Raw genomic sequence first — 26,806 nt, 5'->3', positions numbered from 1 at the left:
CTTTAACAGAGTTTAACGTATTATTAACAACTATGGACAAAACAACTTTAATTATTGGAGCATCATTAAATCCTAATAAGTATTCGAACATTGCGCTTAAGAGATTAGATGATAAAGAAATAAAAATACATGCCATTGGGGCTAGAGAAGGAAGAGTAAATGATGTCAATATTACAACAGAGAAAACATCATTTAATAATATTGATACCGTTACAATGTATTTAAACCCTAAACGACAAGAAGAGTATTACGATTATGTATTAGGGTTAAATCCTAGAAGGGTAATTTTTAATCCAGGTACAGAAAATTCTGAGTTTTCAAAAATATTAAAAGAGAAAGGGATTAAGCCAGAAATAGCTTGTACGTTGGTTTTGTTGTCAACCAATCAATATTAATTTAAAACTTCTATTGGAAATGAGTTAGTAGAGTATAGCTTACCTGCTTCTGCTAATTCTACATTTTCAAAAATAGTTTGTGCTTCTGCTTTAAAATCTTTTAAGTTTGAGTACCTACTAGAATAGTGTCCGATAATTAGTTTTCCTGCATTTGCTTGATTCGCAATGCTAGCAGCTTGTTCGGCAGTTGAGTGTTTTGTTTTATCACACAAATCTTCTCTGTCTTTTAAAAAGGTAGCTTCATGATATAGTAAATCTACATCTTTAATAATAGGTACTATGTCTGGTTTATAAGCAGTATCACTACAAAAAGCATAACTTTTTGGTTTTGGAGGGTCTATTGTTAATTCAAAATTAGGAATCACTTCTCCTGTAGATAGAACAAAATCTTTACCAGCTTTTATATTGTGAAAATCGCAGGTTTCTATTTCATCATATTGTTGAATGTTTTCAATATGCAATTTTCTAAGCTTTGGTTTTTCTTTAAATAAAAAACCATTAGTGTATACTCTATGATCTAATGGAATAGTGTGTACAGTTATTTTATCATCTTCAAAAATTAATTCACTTTCATTTGAATCTAATTCGTGAAAAATAATGTTGTATTTAGTCCAAGATTTTGAAATTTTTAACTGAAGAACAGTAATTTCTTTAATTCCTTTAGGACCATAAATATGTAAGTCTTTTTCTCTATTAAGTATTCCAAATGTAGAAATTAAACCAATTAATCCAAAAAAGTGATCTCCATGCAAATGAGAGATAAATATATGATTGATTTTAGAAAAACCAACTTTATACTTTCTCATTTGTCTTTGAGTGCCTTCTCCACAATCGATTAAAAAATGGCGATTATTAATTTCTAAATACTGAGATGTAGGGTGTGCATTAACTCTTGGGGTAGCAGAGTGGCATCCTAAAATAGTTAAATGCAAACTCATTTATTTTATTACAAAACGTTTTGAAATAATATTCTTATTACTCTGTATAGCATAAATATACATACCTGATTTTAAATCGTTACGATAAAAAGGGTATGAGTTACGTCCTTTAGAAATATTTAATTCTTTTCTATATACAGTTTTACCTAATACGTTTCTAACGGTGAAAATAACGGTCTGGTCACTTTTAGCATTAAATGAAATAGTGGTATTGTTGGTAAAAGGGTTAGGAGAAGCAACTAACTTATCTACTTGTTTCTCTTGAGAGAAACTAGATAAGGTTACTAAGAATAAAAATAATAAAAGTATTTTTTTTACCATACGTTATTCGGTTTTAAGGGATTATTATAGGTTAAAAACCTAAATCACGCTGAATATTTTCCATTTCAATAATATCTTCAGCCTCAACTAGTGTAGGGGCTATGTTTAACGATTCTGGAAAATCATCAATATTCACATCTTTTAAAACAATTACAAAAGATGTGCCATTTGTTTGATGCACTTGAGCGTATTTCAAAAATAATAAAATATTTTCTTTGGAAACGTTATTTTTTTCTGAAATTTTTAGGATAAGGTGTTTTTCCTTAAAGTTAAAGTGCTCTTTTTCAAAATTTAATAAGAAATCTTCGAAAGAAGTATCATCAAAATGAACTAACGTATATTCTTTTTTATCTTCAATTTTCATTATTATCTTTTTATTTGTTGTGCTAACAAATATATAACAGCCATACGAGTAGCAACCCCATTTTCTACCTGATTTAAAATAATAGATTGATCACTATCGGCAACATCACTTGTTAATTCAACACCTCTATTTATAGGTCCTGGATGCATAATAACAATTTTCTTACGAAGATTGTCTAATATTTGTTTGTTAATACCAAATAACTGCGTGTATTCTCTAGTTGAAGGAAAATATTTAATATCCATTCGTTCGTGTTGTACACGTAGTACATTAGCAACATCACACCATTCTAAAGCTTTTTTCAAGTTTGTTTCAACCTCAACACCTAAACTAGTAATATATCTAGGTATTAATGTTGTTGGACCACAAACTTTTACTTTGGCTCCTTGTAACTGTAAAGCAAAAATATTTGATAAAGCTACACGAGAATGTAAAACATCACCAACAATAACAATTTTCTTACCTTTTAAGTTACTGTTTAAAGCTTCACGCATAGAAAAACTATCTAATAAAGCTTGTGTTGGATGTTCATGTGTACCATCACCAGCATTAATAATTTTTGCATCTACATGTTTTGATAAGAAAATACCAGCACCTACATTGGCATGACGCATAACAACAATATCAACTTTCATTGAAAGGATATTGTTAACGGTATCAATTAAGGTTTCTCCTTTTTTTACAGAAGACTGCCCAGCAGAGAAATTAATTACGTCTGCCGATAAACGTTTTTCAGCTAATTCGAATGATAATTTAGTACGAGTACTATTTTCAAAAAATAAGTTAGCAATGGTAATATCTCGTAAAGAAGGAACTTTCTTTATAGGGCGGTTAATAACTTCTTTAAAATGAGAAGCAGTTTCAAAAATAAGCTCTAAATCGGTTTTGTTAAGGTATTTTATACCTAATAAATGTTCAACGCTTAACTGCTTCATTTTAGTTTGTTTTTATAATCATAACTAATCAAGCTTTGATGGCTTGGGTTCAAGGTAAATAGTATCTTCTTTATGAGTTTCTTCCCAGTTAACAACAACTTTTTCTTCATTTATAGCGTCAACTTGTCTTCCTCTATAATTAGGTTGAATAGGGAGGTGACGACTAAAACGACGATCGATTAACACTAACAACTCAATGTTTTCAGGTCTTCCGTATGACTGAATTGCTGTTAAAGCACTTCGTACACTTCTACCTGAGTATAAAACATCGTCAATAATAACAACTTTTTTGCCTTCAATTAAAAAGTCAATTTGAGTTGCTGTAGCTTCTAAAGGTTCATCTCTTCTACGAAAATCGTCTCGATAAAAAGTAATGTCTAATAAACCTAATTGAAGATTTTGTATTCCGTAATCATCTGTTAACAATTTAGCTAATCGTTTTGCTAAAAAAGTTCCTCTAGGTTGAAGTCCTATTAGCACGGTATTAGAGAAGTCGTTATGGTTTTCGATTAGCTGACAAGCTAATCGATGCAGAATGATTTGAATTTCTTTTGATGTAAGTAGTGTTTTTCTGCTCATTTGTTGCTATCAAATTGGTTTGATAGTTCAACGTTCAAAAATAAAGCAAAAAAAAACGTCCACAAAATTAAAGTTAATGAAACATAAAACTATATGAATAAAATTATCTTTACATTTGCCAACTTTTAGAATATACCTGTTGATATTATGATGAAATACATTAAAAGTAAGAAGATTAACATTAAAGATGACACTTTAGCGGGAATTACAGTTTCGTTAGCTATGATACCTGAAGTAGTAGCTTTTGCCTTTGTTGCTCAAATAGATCCTCTAGTAGCACTTTCAGGAGCGTTTATTATTGGTTTAATTACAGCAATTTTTGGAGGTAGACCTGGATTAATATCTGGAGCAGCTGGAGCAGTGGCGGTTATTTTTGTGCATATGATTGCTGAAGGACACAAAAAAGGGATGCTTTTTGATACTCCAATAGATAATATGGGGTATTACTATTTATTAGGAGCTGTTATTTTAATGGGACTGATACAAGTTGGAGCAGGAGTTTTAAAGTTAGGACGCTTTGTACGGTTAATACCTCATCCTGTAATGATGGGATTTGTTAATGGTTTAGCAATTGTAATTTTTATAGCTCAGGTAAAAATGTTTTCTCATAAAGAATTAAATATTTCACCAGAAGGGGTTAAGGAGTATACCAATATATTCATGCAAGGAACAGAGTTGTTTACCATGATTGGATTGGTATTATTAACAATGGCAATTATTTGGGGACTTCCAAAAATTACAAAGAAAGTGCCTGCGGCTTTAACTGCAATTATTATAACTACTGCAATTGTTGTTATTTCTGGAATGGATGTAAGTACAGTAGGTTCTTACATTAGAGAAGGTGGAGGAGACGGATTATCTGGAAAATTCCCTACACCAAATTTAGAACTATGGCAAAACTTACCATTTAATTTAGATACTTTATTATTTATTCTTCCATATGCTTTCTTAGCAGCATCAGTAGGTTTAATCGAGTCGTTAATGACAATGAATTTAGTTGATGAATTAACAGATTCTAGAGGAAATGGAAATAAAGAATGTGTTGCTCAAGGAGCTGGAAATATTGTAAGTGGATTGTTTGGTGGAACTGGTGGATGTGGTATGATTGGACAAACAGTAATTAATATCAATGCAGGTGGTAGAGGAAGATTATCAGGTGTTATGATGGCATTAACTTTACTCACATTTATTTTATTTGCTGATAAGTATATAGAACAAGTACCTATTGCTGCTTTAGTAGGAGTAATGTTTATGATGGTAATTGAAACATTTGCATGGTCTAGTTTTAGAATTATGAATAAGATTCCAAAATCGGATGCTTTTGTTTTAATAATTGTATCTGCTGTTACTGTAATTTTCGATTTAGCTATTGCTGTATTTGTTGGAGTAATTGTTAGTGCATTAGTATTCTCATGGGAAAATGCAAAGAAAATTAGAGCTAGAAAACGTATGAAAGATGATGGTACCAAAGTTTATGAAATTTGGGGACCTTTATTTTTTGGAAGTATTACAGCTTTCAATGAAAAGTTTGATATAAGAAATGATCCTGATAGAGTTGAGATTGACTTTGTTGAATCTAGAGTTTCAGATCACTCTGCTATCGAAGCTATTTTCGCCTTAGTTGAAAAATATCAAGCAGCAGGAAAAAAAGTTGTTTTAAAACACTTAAGTGAAGACTGTAAAGTATTATTATATAAGGCAAGTCCAATTTTCTCAGATGTGATAGAGGAAGCTATTGATGATCCTCGTTATCATTTAGCGGCAAATCCTGAAGATTTTCCGAAACCATTATCAGAATATAAATTTTAAATAAAAAATCCCGCTACATGCGGGATTTTTTTATTTATTATCCTTTGTTTAAAGGACTAATTATTTCTACATCGCTAAAAGCTATAGCTCCTCTTACAACACTGTCAATGGTGCTTTTTAAAGCTTCGATTAGCTGCATTTTTAATTGAGATTTATGATAAATTAAACTAACCTCTCTAGCTGGAGGAGGAGTTTCAAATTCTCTAAGGTGTTCTTTGTCTTTTTCGTTTAAATCCAAAGTATTTAAATAAGGCAATAAAGTCATACCTAATCCATCTTTAGATAATTTAATTAAAGTATCAAAGCTTCCGCTCTCTAGTTGGAAATGATTTTTAGAATTTCTTTTGTCAGTTCTACATAGATTTATAACACTGTCTTTAAAGCAATGTCCGTCTTCTAATAATAAGATGTCATCAACCTCCAAGTCGTTAACTTCAATTTTCTTTTTTTCAAATAAACGATGTTCGTGTGGTATTAAACCTACAAAAGGTTCGTAGTATAGAACACGCTCTTTAATAGCTTCGTTTTCTAGTGGAGTAGCAGCTAAAGCAGCATCAATATGACCATCCATTAACTTTCTAACAATTTCTTCAGTAGTTAATTCTTCTATGATTAATTGAACTTTAGGATAGTTTCTACTAAATGTTTTTAAAAACATAGGTAGTAACGTAGGCATTATAGTAGGAATAATTCCAAGTTTGAATTCACCTCCAACATAACCTTTCTGTTGGTGTACAATGTCTAGAATACGATTGCTTTCATCGACAATAACTTTTGCTTGTTCTACTATTTTTTTACCAACTTCAGTTAACTCGATAGGCTTTTTAGAACGGTTAAATATTTTAGCGTCTAATTCTTCTTCTAATTTTTGTATTTGCATACTTAAAGTTGGTTGAGTAACGAAACAATGCTCGGCAGCAATTGTAAAGTTTTTATACTCAGCAACAGATAAGGTATATTTTAGTTGTGTTATAGTCATTTATAAAAATTTTCGATAAAGATATTAAAACTATCAATAGAATTTATAGTTTTTTGAATAAAAGTTGGCCTAATTTTGACTTAGAAAAATTAGAAAAACAAAGATAAAAAATGAATACAACAGTTATAGGTTTAGATAAAAATAAAACAGAGGAATTAGTTAAAGAATTAAATAGTTTGTTAGCAAACTTTCAGGTGTATTATCAAAATGTAAGAGGTTTACATTGGAATATTAAGGGAAAAAACTTTTTTGAATTACATGTAAAATTTGAAGAGTTTTATACTGATGCTCAAGAGAAAGTAGATTTAATAGCTGAAAGAATATTAACATTACAAGGAACACCATTACATACTTTTAGCGATTATACTGAATTATCAAAAGTAAAAGTAGGTAAGAATATATCTAATGATGTAGAAGCGGTTACTTTAGTGGTAGATTCATTATCAGAGTTATTAAAAATAGAAAGAACTATATTAGAATTATCTGATGAAGCTGATGATGAAGGAACAAATTCTATGATGAGTGATTTTATAGCTGAGCAAGAAAAAACTCTATGGATGATGAATGCTTGGTTAGGATAAAACAAGAAAAACGTAACAAAAACAAACAACAAGAAAAGCAACATATTTATGTTGCTTTTTTCTTTTTAAGGAAGTAGTGTAACTATTTTTTTTAGCTGTCGTCTAATCTTTATAAATCAAATACCTAACCTATGAAAAATATAATAAAGTGTACAGCTTTTATCTTTTTGTTTCTCTTATCAAATGTTTTAACAGCTCAAAACTTAGAGCAAAAGATTGATAATATTTTAAAAAAAGAATTTAAAAATAATGAAACAGGAGTTACTGCTCTTGTAGCTAAAGATGGTAAAATTATTTATCGAAAAGCATTTGGAAAAGCTAATTTAGAATTGGATGTAGATATGATTCCGGAAAATGTTTTTGAAATTGGATCTATAACAAAGCAATTTACTTCTGTTGCTATTTTAATGTTATTAGAAGAAGGTAAACTAAACTTAGAGGATGATATAACTAAGTTTATTTCTGATTATCCAACTCATGGAAAAAAGATAACAATTCATCATTTATTAACACATACCTCAGGTATTAAGAGTTATACTTCAATGAAAGAATTTGGTAAAGTTGCTACACTTCACAAATCACCTTTGGAGTTTATAGATTTCTTCAAAAATGAACCAATGAATTTTGAACCAGGAGAAAAATATAAATACAATAACTCAGGTTACTTTCTTTTAGGATATATTATAGAAAAAGCCAGTGGAATGACCTATCAAAAGTTTATCAAAGAAAGAATTTTTGATAAACTAAAAATGAATTCATCGTATTATGGAAGTCAAACAGAGTTGATTAAAAATAGAGCATATGGGTATAATAGAAGAGGTGATGTGTTTTCTAATGCGCAATATATAAGCTTAACTTTACCTTACGCTGCAGGATCAATTATGTCTAATGTAGATGATATGTTAAAATGGCAAACAGCTATAACAAATCATGCATTGGTAAAAAAGGAAACAATTACTAAAGCTTTTAAAAACTATACTCTAAACAACGGAAAAAAAATAAACTACGGATATGGTTGGAGTTTAGATGAAATCAAAGATGTTCCAACAATAGAACATGGAGGTTCTATACCAGGATATAAATCAATGGGGATTTATGTGCCAAGTAAAAATGTATATGTAATAGCATTTTCAAACTGTGGATGTATTTCACCAAGGAATAGCGCTACAGAAATAGCAGCTTTAGTAATAGGTAAACCTAAGTTTGATAAAAATAATGTGGTTAAATTATCTAATGAAGAATTGAAAAAATGGGTTGGAGCCTACCAATTTGATAATGATGTTGTAAGATATATCACATTAAAAGATAACCAATTGTATAGTAAAAGAGAAGGTAGTAATAAAGACTTTAAAATTTATCCAACCTCAGTAACTAATTTTTCTTTTGAAGATGGATTTATAGAATATGAATTTTCTGATAAAGGAGGGAAAAAAGAAGCGCTTTTCAAGAATAGAATTAATAAAGAAAAAGGAGCATGGGTAAATAAAAAAGCTCCAAAAGAGAAAAAAGAAATAAAAGTAGCAGCCGATATTTTAAAAAAATATGAAGGAGCTTATGAGTTACAACCGAATTTTATAATAACAATAAGAACTAAAAATAACCAAATATTTGCGCAAGCAACAGGACAGCCAGAGTTTGAAATATTTGCAGAGACTAATAATAAATTCTTTTTAAAAGTAGTAAAAGCAAGTATAGAATTTCATACTAGTGATGCAGGAATAGTTGATGCATTAACCTTATATCAAGGAGGAAGAGCAATGAAAGCGAAAAAGAAATAGTTAAAACAAGTATTTAAGTAAAATACGAATACTTACAAAGGCAATCAGTAACGCGGTTGCCTTTTTTAATTGAATAGGACTAAATAGTTTGGTGCTCATTCTACTACCAATTTGACCACCAATAAAAACAGTGATTAATAAAATAGAAGTCAAATGCCAATTGATTGTAAATTCAGGATTTGTGTACTGTCCAATCAATCCAGCAATAGAATTTAATAAAATAAAAAAACTAGCAGTGGCAGCAATTTTTTTAGGGCTATCCCAATTAGTTAAATGAAGTAAAGGGGCTAAGAAAATTCCACCGCCAATACCTACCATACCAGAAATAAAACCAATAATACCACCGTAACTAGCATTTTTAGAAATGCTTAAAGATTTCGACTCAGTTTCAGAAGAAACTATTTTTTTAGAAATCCACATGGTAATCGCAGCAAATAACAAAGTAAATCCTAGAAGTATAAAAAAGAAGGTTTGACTTATACGTAAATAGCCTCCAATAAAAGCTAAAGGAACACTAAATAATACTAATGGAAGTACTTTTTTCCAGTTGTATTTTTTGTTTTGGATGTATAAAAAAACATTTCCACTTACAACCATAATGTTGCACAATAAAGCTGTAGCTCTAATTTGAGAAAAAGCCAAACCAGTTAGTGCTAAAATGGCTAAATAACTTGATCCTCCACCAAAGCCTACAGATGAGTATAACACAGCAACTGTAAAGAATAACAAAACAATATGCCAGTTTTGTAAAAATGTTAGTATGAGAAAATCCATAGAAAATCGAAAATAATAAAATAGCATTTCTTAAAAGCTTTTTTAGATAAAAACTATTATAAAATTTTAAAAAATTGTAGATTAGTTCGCCAAAAAAATAGCAAATAATGAGTAACTACCATGTAAAAACCTTAGAGGAATATTTTCAAGTTTACAGAAGATCAGTACGAAACCCTGAATTATTTTGGGAAGAAATAGCAGAAGAACACTTTGTTTGGAGAAAAAAATGGGATTCTGTTTTAGAATATGATTTTTCAAAACCAGAAGTAAAATGGTTTGATGGAGCAGAATTAAATATAACAGAAAACTGTATTGACCGTCATTTACAAATTAGAGGAGATAAAACAGCAATTCTTTTTGAACCGAATGATCCTAACCAAGCAGCAGAACATATTACATACAAAGAATTATATAAGAGAGTATGTAAGTTTGCTAATGTTTTAAAGGAAAATGGCGTACAAAAAGGAGATAGAGTTTGTATTTATTTACCTATGATTCCAGAGTTAGCTATCTCTGTATTAGCATGTGCTAGAATAGGAGCGGTGCATTCGGTAGTATTTGCAGGTTTTTCATCAACAGCATTATCAACTAGGATAAATGATTGTGAAGCGAAAATGGTGATTACTTCTGATGGATCTTACAGAGGAGCAAAAACAATCGATTTAAAAGGAATTGTAGATGAAGCGTTAAACGATTGTGAGTGTGTTGAAACAGTATTAGTAGCAAAGAGGATTAATTCTGACATTCAAATGAAAGAAGGTCGCGATAAATGGCTACAACCGTTATTAGAAGAGGCGTCAGATTTTTGTGAGCCAGAAATAGTAAAGGCAGAAGATCCATTATTTATCTTATATACTTCAGGTTCAACAGGAAGTCCAAAGGGAATGTTACATACTACAGCGGGGTATATGATATATTCAGCATATACTTTCAAAAATGTATTTAACTATAAAGAAAATGATGTGTATTGGTGTACAGCAGATATTGGTTGGATTACTGGACATAGTTATATAGTATATGGTCCTTTAGCCAATGGAGCAACCACAGTAATGTTTGAAGGAGTACCAAGCTACCCAGATTTTGGGCGTTTTTGGGAAATAGTTGAAAAGCATAAAGTAAGCCAATTTTATACCGCACCAACAGCTATTAGAGCTTTAGCAAAAGAAAAGTTAGAATTTGTTGATAAGTACGATTTATCTTCTCTAAAAGTATTAGGAACCGTAGGAGAACCTATAAATGAAGAGGCATGGCATTGGTATAATGATAATGTAGGGAAAAAGAAAAGCCCTATTGTTGATACTTGGTGGCAAACAGAAACAGGAGGGATGATGATTTCTCCTATACCTTATGTGACACCTACAAAACCAACTTATGCAACATTACCATTGCCAGGAGTGCAATTAGCGTTAATGGACGAAAACGGAAAAGAAATAGTCGGAAATCAAGTAGATGGACGTTTGTGTGTAAAATATCCGTGGCCATCTATGGCAAGGACTATCTGGGGGAATCACCAACGTTATAAGGATACTTATTTTTCGGCTTTTGAAAACAAGTATTTTACAGGAGATGGAGCCTTACGTGATGAAGTTGGGTACTACAGAATAACGGGTAGAGTAGATGATGTAATTATTGTGTCAGGACATAATTTAGGAACAGCCCCAATAGAAGATGCTATAAATGAACATCCAGCAGTAGCAGAAAGTGCTATTGTAGGATATCCGCATGATGTAAAAGGAAATGCATTGTATGGTTATGTAATATTAAAAGATGTAGGAGAAGGAAGAAATCATGATAATTTACGAAAAGAAATTAATCAGATTATAACTGAGCATATTGGGCCTATTGCCAAATTGAATAAAATCCAGTTTACTATAGGGTTACCAAAAACCCGTTCAGGTAAAATAATGCGAAGAATCTTACGTAAAATAGCGCATAACGAGTTAGATAATTTAGGAGATGTTTCTACTTTATTAAATCCAGAAGTAGTGCAAAGTATTATCGACGAACGCTTATAAAAATTTTAAATAAAATATTTACAGCTACAGTTTAATATAGTATTGAACTGTGGCTTTTTTATTGTTGAAATAATAGAATAGAAGTTTTAAAGTAAAAGTACCTTAAAAACTAAACAGAGTATAAGTGTAGGTAAGGGATGACTATACTCATGGGGGACGTGTTAACTTCTTTTAAATAGGTTAGCATGAGGTAGACGTGTTAAAAGTGTTTAAAAAGCTTAAATAAAGCCTTTGTCTCTAGCCATTAAGATAAGGTCTTTATCGTCAGAGCTATTTACACCAAACATTTGTTTGATTTGACGTTTTCTTTTTTCAATACCAGCAAAAGAAAGTGGGATGATATCAGGTAAATCTTTCATTTTAGTACCAATAGACAATTCATATAACATTTTTCTGTCCAAATCGTCAATTAAATACTCACTAGTAACTTCGTTCCTAAGAAGTTTAGTGATAGTTTTGCTATAGTACGGAGGATCGTTTAAAACTTCTTGTATAGCGGTTACTAATTCTTGAGGAGTAATGTCGTTTTTAACTAAAAAACCATCAGGGTTAATATTTTTAAAAATACTATGAACTCTATAATTATCGTTAAAAGTAGTAGAAACAATTATCCTAGAGTCTGGAAGCATTGCGTTTATTTTTAAACCTAAATCCTCACCAGATAAAATAGTGCCATCGGAAGAAGCGGGTAATCGCATGTCTAAAAAGATGATGTCTACCTTTTTAGAAATATCAGCATGTTGCTTTATAAGTTCATAAGCGGTGTCGCAATTGTGAGCAACATGGATTTCAAAAGTAATATCTTCGTTTTGTTGATCAATGTAATTAAAAGCACTTTTGTAGGCTTCAGAAATTAATGGATGATCATCAATAATTAAAGCAGTGTATTTTTTACTATTCATTATTCGTTTTATAAGGGGTTGTAATTAAAAGAGCAGTACCTTTATCTACTTCCGATAAAAATTGTACAGTTCCATTTAATTTTTCTACTCTCGATTTTATGTTTTTCATTCCAATACCTTTTTTACCTTTTTTTGGGTTAAAGCCAACACCATCGTCTTTTAAATTGATAATAAGGTTTTGGTTTTCGTTAGAGAATACTAAAGTAACGTTTTTTGCTTTTGCATGTTTTATAATATTCTGCAAAGCTTCTTGTATAATTCTATAAACATTGGCTTTGGTGACTTCATTAATTTTTTTCCAAACAATATTTTTATCAAAAGAAAACTTATAGTTAAAGCTACCAATAACGCTTTTATCTTTTAATAATTGTTCAATAATACTAGTAAAGTTAATATTGGAGCTATCAAAATTATCGCTCAGTTTATGAGAAACTTCTCTAATTTCTTTTTCAATTTCCTGTAGTTCGTTTAAAAAAGATTGATGTTTTTCAAGAGTTTGTTCATCACCTTTAAGGGGTAAAAAACCTAAACCAAAACGAGTACCAAAGAGTTTTCCTAGAATACCATCGTGAAGTTCCTCAGAAATTCTATTACGTTCTTTAACTTTTTCCTCTTCAAGTTTTGCTTGTTGTTGTAGTGTTAATACGTACACTTCTTCGTTAGCTTTTTGCTGTTCAGCTTCAAGCCTAAGTTTTTCGTTTTTTACTTTTTGAACACGTAAAAAATAAAGTAAGCTTAAAATAAGGATTCCACCAATACTGGTAACAATAATCCAAATGCGTTGTTGATTTAAACGTTTGGTTTCAGCAATATATTCATCTGTTTCAAATTCAATACGGGTAAATTTATTTTGAGTTTTACGTTCTGCACTAATTAAACTATCGTTAAACACTATATAACGGTCTAAGTATTTTTTAGAATTTTGTTTGTCTAAATCGGCTAATTGTTTTAGAGAAGTTAGGTAATCTCCACCATTTTTTATTTGTTGAGCTAAAGTATTAGCCTCTTTTGCGTATTTAAGCGCATTGATGGTGTCTTTATTGTATTTAAAGTAATCGGATATACATATCTTTGAGTTTAAAATATTAGTTTTATCACCAATACTATCTCGGATTTTTAAAGCTTTAAAAAAATCTTTTTTTATGTTGATAGTATCTTTCATTAATAATTTACAATAAGCCCTGTTATTTAGAAGTCTTGCTAAGTTTTGTTTTTGTTTATTAATTTTAAGAGCTTTATTATAATATACTATGGCCTTATGGTAATCTTTTTTCTTAAAATGTGCCCTACCAATGTTGTTTAATAATATTTCGTAATATTTATTTTTGTATTCTGTTTTATTTAAGTAAAAAATAGCTTTAGAATAATAGAATAGAGCTCTATCATATTTTTTAATGTCATTTTGTAAAAAACCTAAATGATTGTATGCTCTGTAAAGTCTTTTAAAATCCTTTAATTCTTTAAATAATTCTATAGCTTTAATATTTAGCACTTCACTACCAGTATAATCTCTATTAAAACCTTTGATTCTAGCCATTCCATATAATATTTCAGCAGCTTCCTTTTTATAATCTTCTTTGATGAAGTTTTCATAGGCTTTGTTAAAATGATAATAGGCTTTGTCGAAAATTTCAATACGTAGGTAGTACGTAGCGTAATTCCAATGTGCGTCACCTGTAGCATATATATGCTTATTTTTTATAGCAGAATTTAAGGCCTCTTTATTAATTTTAAAAAAAGAAGTAGTGTCTTTTAAATTGTAAAATTCATAAGCAATAGAACTTAATTCTAAAGGTAGAGGTCTATCGTTTTCATGAACGTAATTATAAGATTTTTTTAAAAGTTGAGCTTTAGAAGTACTATCTAATTTTTTATTCTTTACCTTTTTTAGCCAAAATTTAATACTGTCGTTTTCTAATTGAAGATATTTTTCAGGAGCAGAAAAGCATGCTATATTTCCTGAATAGAATATAAGTATAAAAGCTAGTATTGTTTTAAGAGGTTTCAATAGTAATTGGTTTTAAGCAAAGCTAAAAAAAAAAGCCCTTAACATTTGTTAAAGGCTTTTGTATTTATAAAAGAATTAATTTCCTTTTCCTCCATCACCATCACCGTCAGTTCCATCTCCACCCCCAGTATCTCTGTAGCTATCAGTTCCACCATTGTTATTAGTAGTTCCACCATTGCTGGTGTCTCCGTTGTTATTACCGTCTTTATCATTATTAGCAAGGTCGGTAATGCTAGTTAGGATTTCAGTATTGTTATTAGTCTCAGGTACTAAATCGTCTTTTGTTAAGTCAGTACAACTAGTTGTTAAAAGGATTAGCATGCTGATTAGTAAAGTAGTTTTTAAAGTTTTCATAATTTTCAATTTTTAATATTTGACATTAGTTTTCCATGCCGCGTATGCAGCTGTAATAGCATCGAATTGGTTATGTTCGATTATTTTGAGCCTTGGTAAAATCAAGGCAATAGTCATCTAGCCCAAGTAATTTGGGTAGTTAGTAGAATTAAGTTGATATGGAACATCAACTCGTGAAGACTCATTACTACTAAGGCCTATTGAGTACAACAGACTTCAGGAATTCTACATTGTCATAATAAAGGAAGCGTTTTGCAATTTTTTAATGAACGCTAGTTGATTCTATCACTAAAATAGTGACATAGATTGTGTAAACGAACACAATTTTAGTAAGCGTTGTTGTTTAATGAGTAAACGTCCTTTTTCATTTAGTTTGTGCAATTTTAATATAATCATAGCTTTCAATTTCGTTCAATTAAGATAGTGAAAAATAACGAATTATCCAAATTTTTTAACACTTTTTTTATTGTGTTCATTTTCTTTTTTTTTGAATAAAAAAAGGCGCCCTATTAAGGCGCCTTTTGTATATATACTATATTATTGATTTGTTGTTAACTCATCTTTAAATATTGCTTCTTACAATAAACATCCTTACTCATTTTTATATAACTGCCATCACCTCCTATAGTTAGTCTTTCGATGATTGGGTTTAAATAAAATAGTTTCATAATCTTTAAATATTAATTTGTTAAATAATCATTCAAATACTTCTAAATGATTACGGTACAAATATACAAAATATTTAAATAAAAACAAGAAAAAACTTAAGTTATTTCACTGAAAATCAATTAGTTAGGTTGTTTTTAAAATAAGGAAGTCCTGTCCAGATATTATCTAGATTTTAGCTTGTTAGCAACAGTTTGTAGTTCAGTTGTTTATGAGTCAAGGTGTGCTTTTTATATGTTTAAATTAAAATGTCAATATTTTTAAAAAAATTATAAAAAAAAGCGTCCAATTTTAGTTGGACGCTTTATATAGTGTTAATTTATATGTTATATCATATTCGAAAATTGTCAGAAATAAACATACTACGTCCGTTTTTGTAAAATTGTCCATCAACAACTTCACGAAAACTACAAGTTGGCTTCATTAGCCATACAGCGATATGTAAATTTATATTCATCATTTGAAGAGCAAATATACATTATTTTTTAAAATGTTAAAAAAATGCTAATTACTGAATTTAAACTTCTGTAAAACAGGTGTTTTTGTACTTGTTGGTAAAAAAGTAAGTGTTTCACTTACTAAAAGTAAGTGAAACACTTACCAAGTTGTTAAAAGCATAAAATATCTTTGTAATGGTTAAAAATTAAACTCTTATAAGGGTTAGATACGGATGGGGGTCCGTATCGCGTCGACAAGGGAAAATTATATGAAAAAAGAAAACAAAATGAATGTTTTACTCTAACCAAAGTAAAAAATTTAAAATGCATGTCACAAAAACGCCTAATCGGGCGTTTTTTGTTTTTTATATTCATAAACTTATGTAAGTTTACCTTCAATATACGACGTATGTTGCATCAACATAAACATTATTTAAAATGAAAAAACTAGTTTTATTAATAGCTATTGCTATTGTTTCTATAGCATGTAAGAATGAGCCTAAAAAAGAAACTCAAAAAACAGAAGCTACACCAACTGAAGTTAAAGAGAAAAAATATTCTAAAGAATTAACAGAGGTTTTCAAAAAACATGGAGGAATAGAGGAGTGGAACAAAATGAAAACCTTATCATATACTTTAAATAAGGAAGAGCATACAATTGACTTACATTCAAGAAAAACAGTAATTAATTCACCTGAATACTCTTTAGGTTATAATGGAAAAGATGTATGGGTGTCTGATACTACCGCCTATAAAAAAGATCCAAAGTTTTATTATAACTTATATTTCTATTTTTATGCAATGCCTTTTGTATTAGCAGATGATGGAATAGTTTATTCTGAAACAGCACCAATAGAGTTTGAAGGAAAGAAGTATCCAGGAGTTAAAATATCTTATAAAGGAGCTATAGGTTCTTCTCCAGATGATAACTATTTTATATATTACGATCCAACAACTAAAGAAATGACTTGGTTAGGGTATACAGTTACTTATTTTAGCAAGAAACCATCTGATAAGTTTAGTCTAATTAGATATAATGATTGGGAAAATGTTAACGGTTTCTTATTACCAAAATCAATAACTTGGTACCAGAAAAATGAAGAAGGTAATCCTACAGTACCAAGAGGAGAACCAACTGAATTTAAATTACCATTATTAAGTCAAGCATCATTGGCTGATAGTTTTTTCGATAAACCAAACAAATAAATGAGTCAACAAAAATATACTTGGAAAAAAGAGTACACGCTAGTACTGTTTGCAAACCTGATTTATATATCAATATTTTACATTATTACAAATTTATATACTAGTTAATTATGCAAACAATTGATTGGATTGTACTCTCTTTAACATTATTGTTTATTGTATTTTATGGTGTTTGGAAAACACGAGGAAGCAAAAATGTAGAAGAGTATATTAAAGGTGGAAACGAAAGTAAATGGTGGACTATAGGCCTATCTGTAATGGCAACTCAAGCGAGTGCCATTACTTTTTTATCAACTCCTGGACAAGCATTTCATAGTGGAATGGGCTTTGTGCAATTTTATTTTGGATTGCCTATTGCTATGGTTATTATTTGCTTAGTTTTTATACCTATTTATCATAAATTAAAGGTTTATACGGCTTATGAGTATTTAGAAGGTCGTTTTGATAAAAAAACAAGAACGCTTACCGCAATTTTATTTTTAATTCAAAGAGGTTTAGCAGCAGGGATTACCATTTTTGCACCTGCCATTATTTTATCGGCTGTTTTAGGATGGGATTTGATAACGCTAAATATTATCATAGGATTTTTAGTAATTGTTTATACAGTTTCTGGAGGAACAAAAGCAGTAAGTGTTACACAGAAGCAACAAATGGCTGTAATTTTTGCAGGAATGTTTATTGCTTTTTACCTTATACTTCAATACTTACCTGATGGAATTACATTTACAAAAGCTTTAGAAATAGCAGGTGCTTCAGATAAAATGAAGGTGCTTGATTTTTCTTGGGATTTGAACAATCGTTATACAGTTTGGACAGGTATTTTAGGAGGTACTTTTTTAATGCTTTCTTATTTTGGTACTGATCAAAGTCAGGTACAACGATATTTATCAGGAAAGTCAGCTAGAGAAAGTCAATTAGGATTAATTTTTAACGGTTTGTTAAAAGTTCCAATGCAGTTTTTTATTCTGTTAGTAGGGGTAATGGTGTTTGTTTTTTATCAGTTTAATGCTTCGCCTTTAAACTTTAATCCAAAAGCAAATGAAGTTGTTGAGAAATCTAAATACGCTAATGAATATAAAGAACTACAACTAAAGCATATTCAAATAGAGAATAGCAAAAAGACATTAATATTTGAAGGTTTAACAGAAGAGAACAAAAAACAACTTCAAGAGTTAAATGAACAAGATAAGAGTTTAAAAGCTGATGCAAAAGCTATAATTAAAAAGGCAAATGCAGAGGTAGAAACAAATGATAAAGACTATGTTTTTATTCATTTTATATTGCATAATTTACCTAAAGGATTAATAGGTTTATTATTGGCAGTAATCTTATCGGCAGCGATGTCGTCTACAGCATCAGAATTAAATGCTTTAGCGTCTACCACAGCAATCGATTTATATAAACGTAATGTAACTAAAGAATATAGTGAAGAGCATTATGTAAAAATGTCTAAATGGTTTACGTTAGGGTGGGGGCTGTTAGCTATTCTAGTTGCTTGTGTCGCCAATTTATTTGATAATTTAATCCAACTGGTAAATATTATTGGGTCCATTTTTTATGGAAACGTATTAGGAATCTTCTTATTAGCATTTTTCTTTAAAAAAGTAAAAGGGAATTCGGTGTTCATTTCAGCAATTATAACGCAATTATTAATCATTGTTGTTTGGTATTTAGATTGGTTACCTTATTTATGGTTAAATGCTTTAGGTTGTGGATTAGTAATGGGAATTGCAATATTAATTCAATCGCTAAATTCAGAAAATAAAGAATGATTAAAACAAGAAAAGCAAATTTAGAAGACTTACCTATTTTACTCGATTTTGAACAAGAGTTAATTAAGGCAGAGCGCCCTTTTGATAAAACATTAAAAGAAGGGAAAATATCTTATTATGATATTAAAGCTATGATTTTATCTGATGAAGTTGAGGTAATGGTGGCAGTTGAAAATGATGAAATAATTGGTTCTGGCTATGCTAGAATTGTGATACCAAAATCGTACTTCAAATTTGATAAGTTTGCTTATTTAGGTTTTATGTATGTAAAGCCTACTCATAGAGGAAAAGGAGTGAACAAAAAAGTAGTTGAAGCTTTAAATACATGGATACTTTCGAGAAATGTTTCTGAAGTAAGATTAGATGTATATGCAGAAAATCAAGGAGCAATTAGAGCTTACGAAAAAGTAAATTTCAAAAAGAACTTGATAAATATGAGAATGAGTTTATAAGAAATGTAATTTCTTATAAACTCATTTTATATATTATATAATTTTAGCAATCTGCTAAACCAACTGTAACTGCTAAACCTCCTTCAGAGGTTTCTTTATAGTTACGGTTCATATCTTTAGCAGTTTCCCACATGGTATCAATAACTTTGTCTAGAGGAACTAAAGATTCTTTTGGGTTGGTTTCTAAAGCCATTTCAGCAGCATTAATAGCCTTAATAGCTCCCATGGCATTACGTTCTATACATGGTACTTGTACTAACCCTCCAATAGGATCGCAAGTAAGTCCTAAATGATGCTCCATTGCTATTTCAGCAGCAACTAAACATTGTCCAGGAGTTCCTCCTAATAGTTCAGTAAGAGCAGCTGCAGCCATAGCAGAAGAGACTCCTATTTCGGCTTGACATCCACCCATAGCAGCAGAAATTGTTGCATTTTTCTTAAAAATACTACCAATTTCTCCAGCAACTAGTAAGAACTTTTTAATGTGTTCAAAATCTCCATCATGGTTTTCAATTACTAGATAGTACATTAAAACAGCAGGAATTACTCCCGCGCTTCCATTTGTAGGAGCGGTAACAACTCTACCTAGTGAAGCATTTACTTCATTTACCGATAAGGCTAAACAACTAACCCATTTAAGTATTTCTCTAAATTTTACCTCAGTACCTCTAATAGCGGTAAGCCATTCTTCTTTACTGTTGTAAGTAGCACCTTTAATTAATTTTTGATGAGTTTCAAAGGCTCTTCTTTTTACGTTTAAACCTCCAGGTAAAACTCCTTCAGTATGGCAACCTATATACATACACTCAAGCATCGTATCCCAAACGCGTTTTAATTCAGAATTTATATGATTCTCATCGTTTAGAATTAATTCATTTTGAAAAACAATATCAGAAATATTTTTGCCCTCGTTTTCACAATACTCTTCTAATTCAGTAGCTCTATTTATAGGAAAAGGAAAGTTCTTTTTGTTTATTTCAGTATCGGCAGATTCACTTATCTCTTCTTGAACAACAAAACCACCACCAATAGAGTAATATGTTTCTGTAGATATTTCTTTTCCTTTAGAAAAACCTCTAAAAGTCAATCCGTTTGAATGAAATGGTAAAAAGTCTTTATTAAAAACAACATTATCAGTTGAAAATACAATCGTTTTCTCTGCATTAAAATCTAAACGAGTAGTAGTTTTTATTTTATTGATAATAATGTCTATATCATCTACAGGAATATATTCAGGGTCGGTACCGCTGAGTCCTAATAACACAGATAAATCGGTAGCATGTCCTTTACCAGTTAAAGATAAAGAACCATATAAGTCAATTCTAATACCATCAATGTTATCAAAAAGATTATTGTCTTTTAATTTTTTAATCCATTGTTGTGCGGCTCTCCATGGCCCTAAAGTATGTGAACTAGAGGGACCAACGCCAATTTTTAGCATATCGAAAACACTAATAAATTGCGACATAATATAGGTTGTTTGTTGACGGCTAAAATAGAAAAAGTCCTGTATTTATTGAATACAGGACTTTATTTTTTATATATATAAAGAAATTTTTACATTCCGTAAACAGATTCTTTATCAAATTTCTTAGTAAGCATGTAGTATACAACTGCACGATACTTATTTCTTTCAGATCTTCCAATTCTTTCCATAACGTCGTCAATAGCTTTGTCTAATTCAGGACTATCATCTAAACCTAATTTTTTCATTAAGAAGTTCTTCTTAACAGTTTCCAATTCTTTAGGATCTGAACCAGAAACAGTTTCAGCATCTTTTTTATAGATAGATGGCCCTAATCCTTTTGTCACAGCCTTTAATAAATCAGTGTTAGAACGGATATCTCTATCGTCCATAAACTTTTTATACAGTTCTACTTTTTCGTCAAATTTACTCATGATTTTTTGTTTAAAATTAGATTTTAATTTTTTGTAGATTTCTTTAATCCTTTCAAATATAGAAAAATAATTTGTTCTTTCAAATAGCTATAATAGACAGGAAATACCTAGTTGAAATTGTTAATTAAATTGTTGAAAACAAAAAGAAATCTAAGTAAAAAGGCATTGTTCTTGTAGTAAATTTATATAAATTCAAATCTGTTGCCTATGTCATTATCAAAATTTGAATCAATGTTGAAAACCAATGATGTTTATTTTTTCGATGCTGCTGAGTTTGAAACAATTATAGAGCATTACTTAAATATAGGTAAACATTCATTGGCAAAAAAAGCTGTACAGCTGGGGTTAGAACAGCATCCTACTTCAATTCAACTTAAACTCATGAAAGTTGAACTTTTAATATTTGAAGATGAATTAGAGGAAGCTGTAAAGATGTTAACAAACATTGAAGCAGTAGAACCTCATAACGATGAGGTGTACATTCAGAAAGCTGTTATTTTATCAAAAAAGAAAAAACATATAGAAGCTATTTCAATACTAAAAGAGTCTTTACAATACATTGAAGACCCTGTAGATATATGGTCTATGTTGGGAATGGAATATTTGTATTTAGACGATTTTGAAAATGCTCGTTTAAACTTTGCAAAATGTATTGATGTTGATTATGAAGATTATTCTTCATTGTATAATATTGTGTATTGTTTTGATATGCAAGGAAACCATGAAGATGCTATAAAATTCTTAAATTCTTATTTAGATAAAAATCCTTATTGTGAAGTCGCTTGGCATCAATTAGGAAGGCAATATTTTGAAATAGGAATGTTTAAAGAAGCTTTAACTTCATTTGATTATGCCGTGCTTATAGATGATAGCTTCATTGGAGGGTATTTAGAGAAAGCTAAAACTTTAGAAAAACTAGATCGTTTTGAAGAGGCTATTGAAAATTATTTAATAACATTAGAATTAGATGATCCTACTGCTTATGCGTATGTAAGAATAGGGGAGTGTTATGAAAAGTTAAATAATATTCATACAGCAATTCATTTCTATAAAAAAGCAGTACATGAAGATCCTCTTTTAGATAGAGGGTGGATTCTATTAACAAATGCTTGTTATAGCAATGAGAATTTTCAAAAAGCATTGTATTATATTAATAAAGCAATTCAAATAGATGAAAGTAATGCTCTATATTGGAGGAAATATGGAGATATTAATTTAAAATTAAACTTTTATGAGGAAGCTGTAAAAGCTTTTTCTAATTGTATAGAATTAGGCGATAAAGAGATTGAAATTTTTATAGCTTTAACAGATATTTTACTATTCTTAGGAGAGTTCAATGAAGCTTTAAAAGTTTTGATTAAAGCTAAAAAGATATATAAAGAATTTGCAGAGGTAGAATATCGCTTATGTGGGTTATTTATGATTTTAGATAAAGAGGAGTATAGTTTAACGCATTTGAAAAATGCTTTAGCTATAGATTATGAATATCATTTAATCATAAAGGAGTTGTATCCTTCAGTTTATGAAAAAGAAAGGGTACAGAAAATAATATCCAATCACAAAAAAGTAATAAAGTAAAAGAAAAGCTCCAAAATGTAAATCTTGGAGCTTTTTTATTGTTTGTTATATACTAACTTAAGAAATATGTTTCCATATCTTACGTAAAACTATAATACAGCCTAGTGTTAAAACAGAGAGTATAATAGCAATTAAAGTTTTTCCGTAAATCCAGTTTCCAGTTGCAAATAGAAAACTATACACTCCAATAGTACCAGTTATAAATCCAACAATTTTAGCACCAATATTTTTAAACTTATCTTCTCCTTCAAAAATTAATTGATTAAAGTTATTTATTGTGTTTTGATCAGTTGGAGAAGTTAAAAAAGTAACTAAAATCCATCCAATAGTAGTAATAAGAACACCTATAATTAATTGCCAATAACCAGCTATTTCAATTATTGGAGTTTCCATTTTACCATTGATAAAAAAGAAAACAGCAATAAAGAAAGAGATAGCCATTGCAGCTATTTCACTATAAGGATTTATTCTACTCCAAAACCATCGTAAAATAAATAGCAAACCAGTTCCAGCACCTATTTGAAGTAATAAATCAAAAACATCTTTTGCCGATTGTAAATAAAAAGAAAAAAGAGCGGCAAATAACATTAATAAAACTGTTGATATTCTTCCAATGATTACTTTTTGTTTTTCTGAAGCATCTTTATTGATAAATCGGCTATAAAAATCATTTACTAAATAAGAACTACCCCAATTTAATTGTGTAGAAATAGTACTCATAAAAGCAGCAATTAATGATGTTAATACAATACCTAATAAACCAGCAGGTAAATAAGTCATCATTGCAGCATATCCAACATCGTGACCTTGCATTTCTGTAGTTAGGCTAGGAAAGGCTTGATTCATACTCTCTAAAGAAGGGAATATAATTAATGAAGCTAATCCAACTATAATCCATGGCCAAGGACGTAAAGCATAATGTGCAAAGTTGAAAAATAAAGTAGCCCAAGTAGCATTCTTTTCATCTTTAGCAGCTAGCATACGTTGAGCAATATAACCACCACCACCAGGTTCAGCTCCAGGATACCAAGTACTCCACCATTGAACAGCAAAAGGAATAATAAATAATGTAATTAAAGCTTCTGTGTTAGAAAAATCAGGTAGCATTGCTAATTTAGAACTAACATTTGGATGTGATAATAAGTTAGAAAGACCATTGATTTCTGGAAGGTTTACAATATATATAGTAGCCCACACAGAACCTACCATGGCAATTAAAAATTGAACAAAATCGGTAAGTAACACACCTTTTAAACCTCCTAGAGAAGAATAAATCACTACAATTATAGAAGAGTATAATAACATTTCTCCTTGAGAAATACCTAATAATATATTTGCAATTTTTGCTCCAGCTAAACAAACTCCAGCCATGGTTATAATATTAAATATAACTCCTAAATATATAGCTCTAAAACCTCTTAAAAAACTAGCTGTTTTACCAGAGTATCGTAATTCATAAAATTCTAAATCGGTTGTAATACCCGATTTTCTCCATAGTTTAGCATAGAAGAATACAGTAAGCATACCAGTAAGTAACATGGCCCACCATACCCAGTTACCAGAAACACCATTTTTTCGAACAAGTTCGGTAACCAGTCCAGGAGTGTCTGCGGCAAAGGTTGTTGCAACCATAGATACTCCTAATAACCACCAAGGCATATTTCTACCAGATAAAAAGAATTCGGAACTATTTTTTCCTGCAGATTTAGAAGCCCAAACTCCTATAAGTAAAGAGATTATAAAAAATCCTACAATGATTATATAATCAATAGTGGTTAAAGTCATAATTTTTTGGTTTATTGGCTAATGTAATTAAATATTTTCAAACGTTAAATTGCTATTAAAGTCGAAAACGATTTCGCAGTTTTTTGTTAGAGAAGCACTATATTTATTTAATTTTGAACCTGAGATTTATGAGAAAAATAAAAAAAATAGCAGTAATGACTTCTGGTGGAGACTCGCCAGGAATGAATGCAGCAATTAGATCAGTTGTTAGAGCTTGTGCTTATTATAGAACTGAATGTGTAGGAATATATAGAGGATATCAAGGAATGATTGAAGGAGATATGATTCCTTTAACAGCCAGAAGTGTAAATAATATAGTTCATAAAGGAGGTACTATATTGAAGTCTGCAAGATCTAAAGAATTTAGAACTGAAGAAGGGCGTAAAAAAGCATACGAAAACCTACTAGAAAATAATGTCGATGCTCTTGTTGTAATTGGAGGAGATGGATCCTTTACAGGAGGGGTTGTGTTTAATAAAGAGTATAACTTCCCAATCATAGGGATTCCAGGAACAATTGATAACGACATTTTTGGAACTACTCACACTTTAGGTTATGATACAGCTTTAAATACAGCTGTAGACGCTATAGATAAAATTAGAGATACCGCATCTTCACACAATAGGTTGTTTTTTGTTGAGGTTATGGGACGTGATGCTGGTTTTATAGCGTTAAATGCAGGTGTTGGAGCAGGTGCAGAAGAGATTTTAATACCAGAAGAAGATTTAGGATTGGATAGGTTATTAGAATCTTTAAAAAAGAGTAGAAGAGCAGGGAAGTCTTCAAGTATTGTAGTGGTTTCAGAAGGAGATAAAACAGGTAAAAATGTTTTTGAATTAGCAGACTATGTAGAAGAGAATTTAGAAGACTATGAAGTGAGAGTATCTGTTTTAGGACATATGCAAAGAGGAGGAACCCCATCTTGTTTTGATAGAGTTTTAGCAAGTAGGATGGGAGTGAAAGCTGTTGAGTTGTTAATCGATGGAGAAACAAATTTAATGGTTGGGCTCAACAATAATGAAATAGAAACGATAGATTTAGAGAAAGCAATAAAAGGTCAAAATGAGATTAATAAGGAACTTTTAAGAGTTTCTGATATAATGACCACGTAAAATTTAGTAATTAAAATAGTAAGTATGATAAAAATAGGAATTAATGGATTCGGTAGGATAGGAAGAATCGCCTTTAGAGCAGCAATAAATAGAGCTAATGTAGAAGTAGTTGCAATAAACGATTTACTAGATGTAGATTATTTAGCATATTTATTAAAGTATGATTCTGTTCACGGGCGTTTTGATGGTGATGTTGAGGTAAAAGACGGTCAATTAATTGTTAATGGAAAACAAATAAGAGTAACAGCAGAAAGAAACCCTGAAAATTTAAAATGGGATGAAGCTGGAGCTGATTACGTAATAGAGTCTACAGGTTTCTTTTTAACAAAAGAAGCAGCAGGTTTACATTTAAAAGGAGGAGCAAAGAAAGTATTTATTTCAGCACCATCTAAAGATGCTAAGATGTATGTGATGGGAGTAAACCATACAGAAATGACTGCTGATGAAACTGTAATGTCTAATGCGTCTTGTACAACAAATTGTTTAGCACCATTATCTAAAGTGTTAGATGAAAACTTCGGAATTGTAGAAGGATTAATGACTACAGTACACGCTGCAACTTCTGGACAAGGAGTGGTAGATGGACCAAATAAAGATAGAAGAAGAGGAAGATCTGTTCTTAATAACTTAATCCCTGCTTCTACAGGAGCAGCAAAAGCAGTAACAAAAGTAATCCCTGCCTTAGAAGGTAAATTAACAGGTATGGCTGTAAGAGTTCCTGTAGCGGATGTTTCTTTAGTAGATTTAACTTTTAGAACAGAAAAAGCTACTTCTTTAGAAGAAATTAAAAAAGCTTTAAAAGAAGCTTCAGAAGGAGAGTTAAAAGGAATTTTAGGTTATACAGAAGATGAGGTTGTATCGCAAGATTTTGTTTCTGATGCAAGAACTTCAATAGTAGATGCCGATGCGAGTTTAGAGTTAAATAGTAACTTCTTTAAAGTAGTATCTTGGTATGACAATGAGTTTGGATATGCTACTAAAATTGTTGACTTATTAGAATATTCAGCATCTTTATAAAAATTTGTTAAATTCAAAACATTAACCTGATAGTTTTTAAAGCTATCAGGTTTTTTTATTCGGATAAGTTTTATATTTGTAGGTTCACTTTATTAAGCAAGTGGGACGTAGAAAATTAAAAAAAACGCCCCATAAGAACACAAAAATAGA

24 protein-coding genes are annotated in these 26,806 nt (G+C 30.3%); 11 read left to right on the top strand and 13 right to left on the bottom strand.

The features are described from left to right. Positions 1 to 32: 32 nt before the first annotated feature. On the top strand, positions 33 to 395 hold the full coding sequence (locus MHN29_RS07565; protein WP_235273915.1) for a CoA-binding protein: 363 nt from the start codon (positions 33 to 35) through the stop codon (positions 393 to 395). On the opposite strand, the gene MHN29_RS07560 is transcribed toward MHN29_RS07565, so the two are convergent. The 5 genes from MHN29_RS07560 to pyrR are packed head-to-tail and all read right to left on the bottom strand — an operon-like array spanning position 392 to position 3,532. Then, positions 392 to 1,333, bottom strand: a complete 942-nt coding sequence (locus tag MHN29_RS07560) for a ribonuclease Z (protein ID WP_235273914.1) — start codon at positions 1,331 to 1,333, stop codon at positions 392 to 394. The two genes, MHN29_RS07565 and MHN29_RS07560, sit on opposite strands and share 4 nt — an antisense overlap. Continuing rightward, positions 1,334 to 1,654 carry a T9SS type A sorting domain-containing protein gene (locus MHN29_RS07555; protein WP_150899056.1) on the bottom strand — a complete coding sequence of 107 codons (321 nt, stop codon included), beginning with the start codon at positions 1,652 to 1,654 and terminating at the stop codon, positions 1,334 to 1,336. It lies immediately after the preceding gene. A 31-nt stretch (positions 1,655 to 1,685) separates the two neighbouring features. Next, entirely contained in the window at positions 1,686 to 2,018 is a 333-nt protein-coding gene (locus MHN29_RS07550; RefSeq protein ID WP_235273913.1) for a hypothetical protein, read from the bottom strand. A gap of 2 nt (positions 2,019 to 2,020) precedes the next feature. Next, complete coding sequence (locus MHN29_RS07545) at positions 2,021 to 2,953, bottom strand: aspartate carbamoyltransferase catalytic subunit (RefSeq protein ID WP_235273912.1); 933 nt, start codon at positions 2,951 to 2,953, stop codon at positions 2,021 to 2,023. A 24-nt stretch (positions 2,954 to 2,977) separates the two neighbouring features. Further along, complete coding sequence (gene pyrR, locus MHN29_RS07540) at positions 2,978 to 3,532, bottom strand: bifunctional pyr operon transcriptional regulator/uracil phosphoribosyltransferase PyrR (protein ID WP_150899053.1); 555 nt, start codon at positions 3,530 to 3,532, stop codon at positions 2,978 to 2,980. 147 nt (positions 3,533 to 3,679) lie between these two features. Between pyrR and MHN29_RS07535 the strand changes: the two genes are divergently transcribed. Beyond that, a complete protein-coding gene (locus MHN29_RS07535; protein ID WP_235273911.1) occupies positions 3,680 to 5,341 on the top strand; it encodes a SulP family inorganic anion transporter in 1,662 nt (553 codons plus the stop codon). Positions 5,342 to 5,378: 37 nt separating this feature from the next. Here the strand turns inward: MHN29_RS07535 and MHN29_RS07530 are convergent, their stop codons facing one another. Then, a complete protein-coding gene (locus tag MHN29_RS07530) occupies positions 5,379 to 6,320 on the bottom strand; it encodes a hydrogen peroxide-inducible genes activator (protein ID WP_150899051.1) in 942 nt (313 codons plus the stop codon). Positions 6,321 to 6,430: 110 nt separating this feature from the next. Here MHN29_RS07530 and MHN29_RS07525 point away from each other — a divergent pair, with 110 nt between their 5' ends. Then, positions 6,431 to 6,901 carry a Dps family protein gene (locus MHN29_RS07525; protein ID WP_150899050.1) on the top strand — a complete coding sequence of 157 codons (471 nt, stop codon included), beginning with the start codon at positions 6,431 to 6,433 and terminating at the stop codon, positions 6,899 to 6,901. 131 nt (positions 6,902 to 7,032) lie between these two features. Further along, positions 7,033 to 8,679 carry a serine hydrolase gene (locus MHN29_RS07520; protein WP_235273910.1) on the top strand — a complete coding sequence of 549 codons (1,647 nt, stop codon included), beginning with the start codon at positions 7,033 to 7,035 and terminating at the stop codon, positions 8,677 to 8,679. Here MHN29_RS07520 and MHN29_RS07515 read toward each other — a convergent pair whose 3' ends face one another. Next, complete coding sequence (locus tag MHN29_RS07515) at positions 8,680 to 9,453, bottom strand: sulfite exporter TauE/SafE family protein (protein WP_235273909.1); 774 nt, start codon at positions 9,451 to 9,453, stop codon at positions 8,680 to 8,682. Between the two features lie 107 nt (positions 9,454 to 9,560). Between MHN29_RS07515 and acs the strand changes: the two genes are divergently transcribed. Next, complete coding sequence (gene acs / locus MHN29_RS07510) at positions 9,561 to 11,468, top strand: acetate--CoA ligase (protein ID WP_235273908.1); 1,908 nt, start codon at positions 9,561 to 9,563, stop codon at positions 11,466 to 11,468. 218 nt (positions 11,469 to 11,686) lie between these two features. Here the strand turns inward: acs and MHN29_RS07505 are convergent, their stop codons facing one another. The 3 genes from MHN29_RS07505 to MHN29_RS07495 all read right to left on the bottom strand — a co-directional run bounded on the left by MHN29_RS07505 (position 11,687) and on the right by MHN29_RS07495 (position 14,732). Continuing rightward, on the bottom strand, positions 11,687 to 12,370 hold the full coding sequence (locus tag MHN29_RS07505; RefSeq protein WP_235273907.1) for a response regulator: 684 nt from the start codon (positions 12,368 to 12,370) through the stop codon (positions 11,687 to 11,689). Then, a complete protein-coding gene (locus tag MHN29_RS07500) occupies positions 12,363 to 14,378 on the bottom strand; it encodes an ATP-binding protein (RefSeq protein ID WP_235273906.1) in 2,016 nt (671 codons plus the stop codon). Before MHN29_RS07500 ends, MHN29_RS07505 begins: the two co-directional genes overlap by 8 nt. Before the next feature lie 75 nt (positions 14,379 to 14,453). After that, a complete protein-coding gene (locus MHN29_RS07495; protein ID WP_235273905.1) occupies positions 14,454 to 14,732 on the bottom strand; it encodes a hypothetical protein in 279 nt (92 codons plus the stop codon). 1,541 nt (positions 14,733 to 16,273) lie between these two features. On the opposite strand from MHN29_RS07495, the gene MHN29_RS07490 reads away from it, so the two are divergent. The 3 genes from MHN29_RS07490 (at position 16,274) to MHN29_RS07480 (ending at position 19,265) form a co-directional block, all read left to right on the top strand. Beyond that, on the top strand, positions 16,274 to 17,041 hold the full coding sequence (locus MHN29_RS07490; RefSeq protein WP_235273904.1) for a DUF6503 family protein: 768 nt from the start codon (positions 16,274 to 16,276) through the stop codon (positions 17,039 to 17,041). A gap of 110 nt (positions 17,042 to 17,151) precedes the next feature. Further along, positions 17,152 to 18,813, top strand: a complete 1,662-nt coding sequence (locus tag MHN29_RS07485; protein WP_235273903.1) for a sodium:solute symporter — start codon at positions 17,152 to 17,154, stop codon at positions 18,811 to 18,813. Continuing rightward, complete coding sequence (locus MHN29_RS07480; protein WP_235273902.1) at positions 18,810 to 19,265, top strand: GNAT family N-acetyltransferase; 456 nt, start codon at positions 18,810 to 18,812, stop codon at positions 19,263 to 19,265. The genes MHN29_RS07485 and MHN29_RS07480 overlap by 4 nt, the downstream gene beginning before the upstream one ends. 43 nt (positions 19,266 to 19,308) lie before the next feature. On the opposite strand, the gene MHN29_RS07475 is transcribed toward MHN29_RS07480, so the two are convergent. Together MHN29_RS07475 and MHN29_RS07470 are read right to left on the bottom strand one after the other, a co-directional pair. Beyond that, on the bottom strand, positions 19,309 to 20,733 hold the full coding sequence (locus tag MHN29_RS07475) for an L-serine ammonia-lyase (RefSeq protein ID WP_235273901.1): 1,425 nt from the start codon (positions 20,731 to 20,733) through the stop codon (positions 19,309 to 19,311). A gap of 89 nt (positions 20,734 to 20,822) precedes the next feature. Further along, on the bottom strand, positions 20,823 to 21,164 hold the full coding sequence (locus MHN29_RS07470; RefSeq protein ID WP_150899039.1) for a DUF2853 family protein: 342 nt from the start codon (positions 21,162 to 21,164) through the stop codon (positions 20,823 to 20,825). Between the two features lie 207 nt (positions 21,165 to 21,371). Here MHN29_RS07470 and MHN29_RS07465 point away from each other — a divergent pair, with 207 nt between their 5' ends. Continuing rightward, entirely contained in the window at positions 21,372 to 22,742 is a 1,371-nt protein-coding gene (locus tag MHN29_RS07465; protein WP_235273900.1) for a tetratricopeptide repeat protein, read from the top strand. A 57-nt stretch (positions 22,743 to 22,799) separates the two neighbouring features. On the opposite strand, the gene MHN29_RS07460 is transcribed toward MHN29_RS07465, so the two are convergent. Then, a complete protein-coding gene (locus MHN29_RS07460; RefSeq protein WP_235273899.1) occupies positions 22,800 to 24,527 on the bottom strand; it encodes a sodium:solute symporter family protein in 1,728 nt (575 codons plus the stop codon). A 128-nt stretch (positions 24,528 to 24,655) separates the two neighbouring features. Here MHN29_RS07460 and pfkA point away from each other — a divergent pair, with 128 nt between their 5' ends. Together pfkA and gap are read left to right on the top strand one after the other, a co-directional pair. Next, a complete protein-coding gene (gene pfkA / locus MHN29_RS07455; RefSeq protein ID WP_235273898.1) occupies positions 24,656 to 25,639 on the top strand; it encodes a 6-phosphofructokinase in 984 nt (327 codons plus the stop codon). Between the two features lie 24 nt (positions 25,640 to 25,663). After that, on the top strand, positions 25,664 to 26,656 hold the full coding sequence (gap, locus tag MHN29_RS07450; protein ID WP_235273897.1) for a type I glyceraldehyde-3-phosphate dehydrogenase: 993 nt from the start codon (positions 25,664 to 25,666) through the stop codon (positions 26,654 to 26,656). Positions 26,657 to 26,806: the final 150 nt, after the last annotated feature.

It is taken from the genome of Tenacibaculum sp. Cn5-46 (assembly GCF_022347705.1).
Classification (GTDB): Bacteria; Bacteroidota; Bacteroidia; order Flavobacteriales; family Flavobacteriaceae; genus Polaribacter; species Polaribacter aiptasiae.
The sequence above is the reverse complement of the archived record's forward strand: the minus strand, read 5'-3'. Positions and strand labels throughout refer to the sequence as shown.